This is a genomic window from Achromobacter sp. LC458, assembly GCF_001005835.2.
Lineage (GTDB): Bacteria > Pseudomonadota > Gammaproteobacteria > Burkholderiales > Burkholderiaceae_B > Achromobacter > Achromobacter spanius_B.
In genome coordinates this window covers 209,489-218,180 of sequence record NZ_LBHW02000007.1, presented here as the reverse complement: position 1 = coordinate 218,180, position 8,692 = coordinate 209,489, and the positions used below count along the sequence as shown (strand labels likewise).

The 8,692-nt window shown below is 49.7% G+C and carries 6 protein-coding genes; all 6 read left to right on the top strand.

Features of this window, described 5'->3' with window-relative positions; genetic code table 11:
- A partial coding sequence (locus YH64_RS08750; RefSeq protein WP_221935895.1) for an LTA synthase family protein occupies nucleotides 1-1,145 on the top strand: 1,145 nt, incomplete at its 5' end.
- 211 nt (nucleotides 1,146-1,356) lie between these two features.
- Nucleotides 1,357-2,463 carry an ABC transporter permease gene (locus YH64_RS08745; RefSeq protein WP_046806320.1) on the top strand — a complete coding sequence of 369 codons (1,107 nt, stop codon included), beginning with the start codon at nucleotides 1,357-1,359 and terminating at the stop codon, nucleotides 2,461-2,463.
- Nucleotides 2,464-2,476: 13 nt separating this feature from the next.
- Nucleotides 2,477-3,580, top strand: a complete 1,104-nt coding sequence (locus YH64_RS08740; RefSeq protein ID WP_046806319.1) for a polysaccharide biosynthesis/export family protein — start codon at nucleotides 2,477-2,479, stop codon at nucleotides 3,578-3,580.
- A 9-nt stretch (nucleotides 3,581-3,589) separates the two neighbouring features.
- The gene (locus tag YH64_RS08735; protein WP_082134576.1) at nucleotides 3,590-4,375 is read left to right on the top strand and encodes an ABC transporter permease; all 786 of its coding nucleotides are present in this window, start codon (nucleotides 3,590-3,592) and stop codon (nucleotides 4,373-4,375) included.
- Complete coding sequence (locus tag YH64_RS08730) at nucleotides 4,372-5,031, top strand: ABC transporter ATP-binding protein (protein ID WP_046806318.1); 660 nt, start codon at nucleotides 4,372-4,374, stop codon at nucleotides 5,029-5,031. Before YH64_RS08735 ends, YH64_RS08730 begins: the two co-directional genes overlap by 4 nt.
- Before the next feature lie 62 nt (nucleotides 5,032-5,093).
- Entirely contained in the window at nucleotides 5,094-8,681 is a 3,588-nt protein-coding gene (locus tag YH64_RS08725; protein ID WP_082134575.1) for a tetratricopeptide repeat protein, read from the top strand.
- Nucleotides 8,682-8,692 lie beyond the last annotated feature (11 nt).

The following is an 8,692-nucleotide window of genomic DNA, read 5'->3' as shown; positions in this document are numbered from 1 at the left end:
TACCGCAGGAAGGAATGTTTGATCCGACAGCCCTGACGGCGCAGTTTTATTTCCATAGCGCTAGTCTGGCGCTGATTGGTTGGATTAGTCTTGCGTTCGGTGGCCGGCACTATTCTGCCGCACTTGATGCGGTTGAAGACCTTCGTCGCCTTGGATTACTAGCGGCAATATGGGCTTACCGGTTGAGCGAGCGGCGGCCTGTCAACCAATTGCGACAGGAGGCCCCGTTTCTGGCTATGCGACCTCCTGCAAGCCTGTCTAGCAGGCTATCCGATCTCGTCGTCATTCAGAGTGAATCATTTTTCGATGTTCGTCGACTTTATCCAGCGGAGGTGCGCCAAGATGTTCTAGCCAACTTTGACCTCCTCAAGGCCGAGGCAGCGCAGTACGGTCGCCTACAGGTCGAGGCATTTGGCGCCAACACGGTGCGAACGGAATTTGGATTTCTAACGGGCGTGCCGGTCCAAAAATTAGGAATTCATCGCTACAACCCCTATCGCAAGCTTGCTATGGAGACGTTTCCGTCCCTTGCCTCTTACCTTAAGAGCATCGGATATCGGACCATTTGCGTACACCCGTATCACCGTAGCTTTTATCGCCGGCACAAAGTGCTGCCCAACTTGGGTTTTGACGAGTTCATAGATATTGATGCCTTCCATGGAGCTCAACGCGAGGGGGCTTATGTTGGGGATCAAGCGCTCGGTGAAATGGTTAGAAATTTACTTGAACGATCAACGGATGCTCCCCTTTTTATTCACGTCATCACGATGGAGAATCACGGTCCTCTCCATTGGGAGAGTGTGGGAGCGGAAGACGTGGAAAATGCCCTATTGTGCAAGTCGCCACCGGACTGCAACGACCTCGTTGCATATGTTAGGCACCTGCGCAATGCAGACGCGATGTTCGGTTCAATGCGCAGATTTTTGCTTGATGGGGAGCGGGCAACCACCCTATGCGTATTCGGCGACCATGTGCCCATCATGCCCAAGGTCTATCAGCAGCTTGGGGAGTCGGACGGGACAACCGACTATGTGATCTGGCGTTCTACGGGCGAAGGTGCCAGCGTTCAGCACGATCAGGGCGTGACAGAACTCGCACTGGCGGTGTTAGGAGTCTTAGATCTGCATGGCGGGAAGTACCAATGAGCCAGTGGAGGAGCCAACGTGCTCCGCAAGTCACAGTCAATACATTTTGGAACAAAGGGCACGATTTAAAATATGTTTTGGCGCATGAGTTACGGAGTCCGTTTCAATTGCCGGTACAATCGCGCCCCAAGCTTTCCAGGCTGGGCGCAGTTAGGATGACGGCGTAAATGCTCGCAAAGATTGCAGCATTTTGTAGATTTGCACACATTAAATGACAAATTTTGAAAAATTAAAGTCCAAACGCCTCATGCTTTGGCTTGTGGGTATGCCAATGCTCGTTGCATCGATCTACTACGGCTTTTTTGCGCTCGATCGTTTCGTCAGCTCAGCTCAAGTAGCGGTTCGTCAAGTGGGTAACAATGAAGCCCCGCAAATGCCCGGCCTGGCTGTCATGCTAAGCGGACTAAATCCCACTTCGCGGGAAGAAACACTTTACTTGCGTGAATATCTGACGTCGCAGGATATGCTCAATGTTCTTGAGGAAAAATTAGCTTGGTCGAAGCACTATGCCGGCCGTTGGCGCGATCCGATATATTTCCTGAGTGAACGCTCAGCCCGCGAAGATATGCTCGATTATTACCGTCGCGTAGTCTCGGCGCACTTTGATGAACAAACGGGCCTGTTGCGCATCAGTGTCGAAGCATTTGACTCGGAATTTGCTGAAGAAATATTAAAAGTGATGCAAGGGCAAAGCGAGAGATTCGTGAACGAGTTGTCTCACCGAATGGCCCGAGAACAAATGGCGTTTGCTCAAAGCGAACTCGCGAAGGCACGTCTCGCGTATGAAGATAAGCGAGAGGCACTCCTAAGCTTTCAAGGTAAAAATAATCTGCTGGATGCCGAAGCTACTGCGAAAGCGCGATCTGCCGTTATCAGCGAATTGGAAGGCAAATTGACAATGGAAAGAGCGACCCTAAAAGGTCTGCTCGCGACCCTTCAAGACGGGACGCCCCAGGTACGTCAACAGCGTGTGCGTATTAAAGCGTTGGAGCAACAATTGGTTTCTGAGAATCACAGGCTTGTTTCTCAGAAAGATGGAGATCAGTTAAATGTGGTGGCTTCGCGTTATCGCAATCTGATGATTGATGCATCTATCGCGGAAGAAACATATAAGCTTGCGGTAGGATCGGTGGAATCGGCTCGAATTGAAGCGAGTAAGAAAATTCGCAGTCTGGTGACAGTGGTTTCTCCCAATATGCCAGACAAGGCCATTTATCCTGAGCGGATCTACAACCTAATTACGCTTTTTATAGGTTTGCTGATTTTTTACGGTATCGCCCGATTCGTCATTGCCACTATCGAAGATCATCGAGACTAGCGGATATAGAACCATGAGCTTTTTGAAGTCTTCATCGGTACTTCGTACCGTCGTCCTTGCTATTCCACTGGTTTTGACTGGATGCGGTAGTTTGTTATCCGGTGCTGGCCCCTCCCGTTACGCGGTCGAGCACAGCACAGAAACTCAAAATTACAAGATTATCGACCTTTCCGCCGACACTATCGCGCCATATATGCGACCTGCGGACGCTGAGGCGCTGAGCACGGTCGCTTTACCCTCCGTGCCGGAGGTTCGTCTCGTGCCCGGAGATGTTTTGCGCGTCATGATCGCCGATAGTGCCTCGGAAGGTTCCCTGTTCGCGCCGTTGGCGGCAGGTGGGACCGTTTTTGACCATGTGCGCGTTGATAGCCGAGGCATGTTGTCTTTACCGTACGTTGGCCGTCAATCGGTCAAAGGAAAGACCTTGCCGGAAGTTGAGGACGTTATTAAGAGCAAACTTAAGGGCATCGTGAGCGATGTGCAAGTGCAGGTTGACGTTACTGGTGACTTGTCCGGTTCAGTGCTGGTTGCTGGCGCAGTCAAATCGCCGGGACGATTTTCAGCGCTTGAAGGGCCTTTGACTCTTTTGGACGCGATCAACAGGGCGGGCGGCACCCAATTGGAGCCCCACCTGAGTAAGGTGGTGGTAAGAACCGGCCAGCAATCTTACGCATATAACTATGAAGATCTGCTATCGGGAAAGAATCAGATTGTCCCGCCGGGCGCAGAAATTGTTGTGGAGCGTGCGCGCAAGCGTTTCGTTGCCATGGGCGCCGTAGGGGATCCCGGGCTGCATGACCTGCCTTCCAGCAATCCGAGCCTTTTGGAAGTCCTTGGCAGCGTGAAGGGCTTGAATGAAATGAAGGCGGATGCGAGCGGAGTTTTCATTTTTCGGTTGATTGACCGCAAGGATCCTGAAACTGGTGAGGTTGAGTCTAAGGCTGAGGTTTTTCGCTTGAATATGAAAGAGCCAGCTGCAATGTTTCTTGCGCGCCAGTTTTTGGTGCAGCCCGAAGATGCCGTGTATGTGACGAACGCAGCAATATACGAGTGGCAGAAGATCATTACTCCTATAGTTCAAGTACTCGTGTTGGGACGTGTGGTCGATGCAATGTAAGAGGGACGCATGAAACTACGTACTCCATGGCAGATCTCACGCTCAGTCATCTTCGCTCTAGTGCTGCGGGAGATGCAGACTCGCTTTGGTGCGCGAAGGATGGGTGCGTTTTGGATGTTGTTCGAACCGATTTCTCATGTGGCAGTGATGGTTCTCATCATTGCCGTGATTCGAGGTAGACACGCAGCCGGATTCGACTACCCGGTATTTTTGTTAGCAGGAATGGTTCCATTTTTTTTGATGAGAAATATCTCCTTAAAAATGATGGATTCCGTGTCTGCAAACAAGTCCTTATTCGCCTATCCAAATATCAAGCCCTTTGACACGTTTGTGGCTCGAGCAATAATAGAATGCGCTCTTTCCTTTTCTTTGTACGTAATTTTGATGGCGGCATTAGGATTTTGGGCGAACTATGATGTAGGTATTGCGAGCCCGCTAAGATGGATTTTCGCATTGGGAACGGGTGTGATTTTTGCCTTTGGGCTTGGATTGATTTTGTGCGTAGTGGCAGAAATAATGCCAAATTCGCGTACGTTCATTCGTATTCTGTTCATGCCCCTTTACTTGCTTGCCGGTATTATTTTTCCCATATGGACAATACCTTCTAAGTACCTTGAGTGGTTGCTATGGAATCCTTATCTTCATATTGTCGATAATTTGCGGTACTCAGTGTTTGACAATTATCCACGAGTGGAAGGCGTCAGCTTTAGATACCCCTTTGAATGTGCGCTTGTGGTCCTGTTTGTCGGTATGGCGCTATATCGTGCGAAACGTCGGGAGCTGCTGGCCATATGATTGAGCTAAAAAACGTCACAAAGTCATATTTGCACCACCGAGGAGGGAGAAAGTTTGTATTTAAGGATCTTTCTTTTGTCATTCCCTCGGGTAAAAGCGTGGCTTTAATCGGTAAAAACGGTGTGGGGAAGTCGACGCTTATGCGGCTCTTGGGAGGCTTAGACGTACCTGACTCAGGGTCTATCCACTGCGATCGGAGCATTTCTTGGCCTGTTGGTCTAGCAGGTGGGTTCCAAGGCAGTCTCACTGGGCGGGAAAACGTCAAATTTGTTTGCCGTGTGCAGGGGGATAGAGGCGAGGATCTCCGCAAGCGAGTCGCTTATGTTGAGGAGTTTGCCGAGATTGGAGAGTATTTTGACCTTCCCGTCAAAACATATTCGTCGGGAATGCGGGGAAGGGTTGCATTTGGCTTGAGCCTAGCATTTGATTTTGGCTATTACTTGGTTGACGAGGCGATGTCAGTTGGTGACGCGCATTTTCGGGAAAAGGCGAGTCTTGAATTCAAGAGTCGCGTAGGGAAGGCCAACTTGATCCTAGTCACACACGGCATGGGGCAGGTCCGAAAGATGTGCGATTGTGTGGTGCTCCTGAAAGCCGGTTCCATACAGTTGTATGACGACGTGGAAGAGGGGATCTCGGAGTATCAAAAAGATTGATCGCTTCTATTCAGTCGAGAATATTCGTGGTGATTGATCATGGCTAAAGTGGCTGAAAATAAATGGGTTTTGGTTTGAAAGTTATTTATAACCACATTAAGGTCAAAGCGAATGAGCTGATCTACGGGCTTGGAGACGTTTTTCCGGGTCGGCGGTCGGATGTTCGACGGACGCTAAACGAGACTTTTGCTCGTCGCGATCGTATTTTCTTTCGAAAAAAGAAAGTTCAAGCGAAAGATTATCCATTCGTGGTGCATGACCCCTATGAAATTTTCGGCCCTGACGTTAAGTTTGGCGATTTTTCTTTAGTAGGGGATAACTGGGTAAACGGAACTGGGAAGCCAGTAGCGCTGCTGTGGGGGTTTAATAATTGGAAGTGGGGGTTCGTTGCTGAGTATTTGAGCGAGTATCGTGTGGGCTTTGCTCCGAGGAAGATGAGCACTATCACATCGTTGCTCTCCACTCGACGATTTCCCCTGCCAGTACAGTGCTTTATTTTTTGGGGTTTTACAGAAACGAAAGGCGTAAGGAATTTTGCTCAGAAAAGGAAAATTCCTATTCTGCGGATGGAAGATGGCTTCCTACGCTCGTCAACGTTGGGAGCATCTCATTCCACACCATACTCCCTGGTACTTGACGCGACCGGGTTGCACTACGACCCATCTGCTCCGTCGGATCTCGAAAATATTCTGAATACGCATCAGTTCTCGGCACTGCAGCTTGCCGAGGCTACGCGCTGCATGGCGCTTATGCGTTCATTGTCATTGTCCAAATATAATCCTCCTGCCGTTACTAAGACGGGGGGGAGAGCGCTTGCTCTGCGTAGGCGGGTTGCCGTCGTGGGCCAAGTGGATAATGATATGGCCATGCGTCTTGGAAATCCCGATCGTTGGACGATGATCGAATTAATCCGTCTAGCGAAGTTCGAGAATCCCGATGCGGACATCGTCTACCGACCGCATCCCGATGTATATCAAGGGTTTCAACGAAGCCGATTTCGTAGCCGGCCGGTAGCTATGATCTGTGAGATACAGTCACCAGACGTGCCAATGGCCGAGTTTCTGGACGGCGTCGACCATGTTTACACGGTTACTTCTCTGGCCGGGTTAGAGGCGCTCTTACGAGGTAAAAGGGTAACAGTTGTAGGTGCCGCATTTTATGCTGGATGGGGCTTAACTGATGACCGCGTATTATTTCCGCGTAGGCAAGCCAAGCGAACTGTAGAAGAGCTATTTCACGCCGTATATCTGACGTATCCACGCTATCTCGCTTCCATCGACTGTGCCGACATCGCGTTCCATGCAACGTGCCTCAGAATCAAAGCCGACATGTCGGTGGTGGGTTTTGACGATGCGAAGAAGACGGACGCGACAAGGCTCGAGGACGCACTTAAGCTAGCAAGAACGGACTTTTGGCCGAGCATCCTGTTCCGGGCAGACGCAGTGCCTCTGGATTCGGTCCTATCCGCAATCGATTTTTCGTCATTTCTTGCACACGATACCGGTAGGATTTACCAGAAGCTTTTTGTCCACCTGATATTAGGGAAGTTGTGCAGTTTGGCGGGGCGGGATGCATTTTTGACGCAGGTCCGAAGATTTATCGATGTGGATGTTCTTGGCGAGGTTCTTTTAAAGCTCCGCCGATATTCGCCGGGGACTTACGTAACGCGGCATATGGCTTGGTTGCTCGCAGAAGCGCGAGAAGATGCAATTGCACATGAAGTTTTGGTCGCGCGTATTCAGAAATACGTGGAATTTCAGAACAGGACCATGACTTCTGGCGCAGTGACAGCGGACGGGGACGAGGGAAGTTCACCCTTAATGGAGCCAGCCGAGTATGTGTCGGACGAGCAGAGAGTGCTGTTGCAAGAAATGCTCGATCTGCATATTGGTAATAAGGAGTTCGTGAAAGCAGTCGATGTTATCTGCTTGTTGGCGGTGACAGGACACGGCACGATGAGCATCGCGCTGAAGGCGGCCCGCATTGCTACCGCAATTTTCGACGTGCATTCTGCCAGGGATATTGCCGTATTTTGTCAGAAGGGTGATCTTTATGCGGAGAACCGGAGAGCATTGTCGTTATTCTTAGCAAACCTTCCGACCGATCCCACTGCATACCCTTCGCTCCAATTACAGCAGAATCTTGCGCTGGAGCTAAAACTGAATCCTGAGCGTATTAATAACTGCTTCACATTAAGTCGCCAATTCATGGAAGACCGTGCTCGGATAGATCAAGTCGTCGTGTCTTGGTTGGGCATGGATAACGAGCAGACCATTCAAAAAGCGATGGCATATTTAGAAGTCGGCCAGCCGGCGCGCGCGCGCTCCATTGTTGAAAGCGTTTTACGCTCGGAAGGGGAAAGCGATAGGACTCGCGTCGCTTATGCGAAAGTTTTGGTCGCATGTGGTCAGCATGAGGGCGCGCTGAAGGTTCTTGCCGTCGCTCGAAACCTGCAGCCTACTGAAGCTAATTACAAGGAATCCTTAAGATTAATGAGTTTCTTGGGCCACTTTTCAGAAGCAAAAGTCCTCATAAAGGACGCTCAACTCAAGCGTATTGATGTGGGTGAGGCCTTTATTATGCCCTCTCATCTAGGTTTGAAAGAGATCGAGGCGGGATATAAGTGTTATTTAAATGTTCCATTCCGCGAGCAGGTCATCAAGTATTATGGTGAGAAGTACTATTCAGAAGAGAGCATCGAGAATATTGATGATGGATTGGTCATCATGGCTGTTTATGGGCCGGGCGATGAGGTCAGATTCGCTTCTCTGTATGAAGACTTTATTCGAAAATTTGGGGCTGGTAAGTTCCGATTGACTTGCGATTATCGGTTTGAATCATTATTTTCTCGATCCTTTCCTGATATTAGCTTCATTCCTGTGAGACGTTCTCGAGGTTTTTCGCAAAGTTATCCCAGAGAAATTTATAATAATCTCCCTGGCGCGGAATTGTGTGTGATGCTTGACAACGAGACAATCACTCCAATAGAAAACGCCAGCAGTATCGTGATGGTGACTGATCTAATTTGGCAGTTTCGGAAGACATATGACTGCTTCCCGGGACGTCCATATTTGAAGTGCGATGAAGCTCTCGTGGACGTTCATAGAACACGTCTGGCGGGCGGGCCGGTTTATGTTGGCCTTTGCTGGAGGAGCAGCTTGGCGACATATGCGCGCAGTATTCATTATTTAACCGTTGAAGAGATTGCACCGATTTTTTCGATTCCAAATATCATTTATGTGAATATGCAGTATGACGATTGTGCCGAAGAGTTGGCTTGGGTTGAGGAGAGATTCCCGGGCAAGATCGTCGATTTCTCAGATATTGACCAATACAATGATTTTGATGCTGTGGCCGCATTGATGAAATGTGTTGATCTTGTGGTGTCTCCCGCGACGTCGGTTGTGGAGCTTGCGGGCGCAGTTGGTTGTGAAGCGTGGTTACTTTCGAATTCTGCGGAATTGCATTGGCGGAAGTTGGACGATCAGGGTTCCGATGTGTGGCATAACACAACCCGGCATGTTGAGGGGAGCGTTTTGGGTGACAAGAATACGCTTGTAGAGAATCTTCGCAATCAGTTGATGATGTTTTCTGAAAATCGAGCCAGAGTATGCGTCGACGTTGCTGACGGGCCTATGCAATTTCAGTGATTCGGTGGAAT